Source organism: Xanthovirga aplysinae (genome assembly GCF_009711365.1).
GTDB classification, from domain to species: Bacteria; Bacteroidota; Bacteroidia; order Cytophagales; family Cyclobacteriaceae; genus Xanthovirga; species Xanthovirga aplysinae.
The window spans coordinates 1-1,184 of record NZ_SMMB01000341.1; the positions used below are offsets into that span (position 1 = coordinate 1).

The following is a 1,184-nucleotide window of genomic DNA, read 5'->3' on the forward strand; positions in this document are numbered from 1 at the left end:
CAGTACCTCCTTATCACTGTTTTTAAAAATTAGGTTTAAAGGGAATTAGCCGTGAAAATTATCAAGAAAAGCTATTTTTTCACGGCTGTTCCTTTTCGAAATCGAATAATATAGACCTACCTCTCTCTCCCTCCAACTTAACTAAATTAAAAGCCCGCATATTCCTATACTTTTTAGCAACTAATTAATAGACAATATTACGAAGGATTTCAGGTGGTTCTTCTGGCCTTCTATTTTAGCAAAAAATTAATTGAAAAAGAATGTTGAGTAACTAACCCAATTACTTCCTAATTCTGTTCATGTGGAAGTATTAAAGATGGTTCTTTTCTTTAGGGTACGCGCCTTATTTCATCATTCAGTTTCACCATTATAAATGCATATTCTGCTAATTCATCACAAAAATTTTACTGTCCCTGGTTATAGCGTTATTTTCCTCTTTTCAAAAGACTAAAACAATTTTACTTTGAAAAGAATCTCTTACTATTTTTTGGCTTTAGGAATTTTAATATTTAGTTTCTCATGTACGCAAGAAGAGATCAATCCTTATTTACCACCCTAGTTAGGTGAGACATTTGGTACCCTATCCTGTGCAGAAATAAAAGGGGCTAATTCAGCTTATCCCAACGCAACTGACATTTACACCGTTTGCACAGACCTATCTACCCCAGGCATTCAATGGGGAGTTACTAGTTATGGAAGCTCGGTTACAATTAATTTCCAAGATGTTTTTAATGGAGGTCAAATATTGGTTTCATGTACTTCTAATGTACAAACTAATACAGACCTCTTTGATATTCCAAAGGACGGTTGCATTAAACCTCCTGTTTGTGGAATAAATGTTAGCAGGGTTCAAGAATTGAATGGGTTAGAGCAAGATGAAGTAGGTTTTCATGCACCTAACACTTTAAGTACAGGTTGGGAAATCACTGATATCTTTTTCGATCTTACCTACGAGAATGGAGGTGTCGGTAGTTTTAATGGTTATATCAATAACTTTGGCCATACACAAATTAATTCCTGTGGACTGCACCAATCCAGTAGTAAGTGCTAAGGTATTGTTGTTTGCACGAATCTCAACGGAGAAAACTATAACATGTTCTGATGAGGTAAGCACCCGTTTTTCACCATACGTCTGTAGATCTGGAGATATTTTTTAGAACTAAAGGGCAATAAAGTCTTTTTTT

General features: G+C 35.1%; 1 protein-coding gene. It reads left to right on the top strand.

Features of this window, described 5'->3' with window-relative positions:
* Positions 1 to 745: 745 nt before the first annotated feature.
* Positions 746 to 1,051, top strand: coding sequence for a hypothetical protein (locus E1171_RS01055; RefSeq protein WP_155203234.1), 306 nt, complete (start codon positions 746 to 748; stop codon positions 1,049 to 1,051).
* Positions 1,052 to 1,184 lie beyond the last annotated feature (133 nt).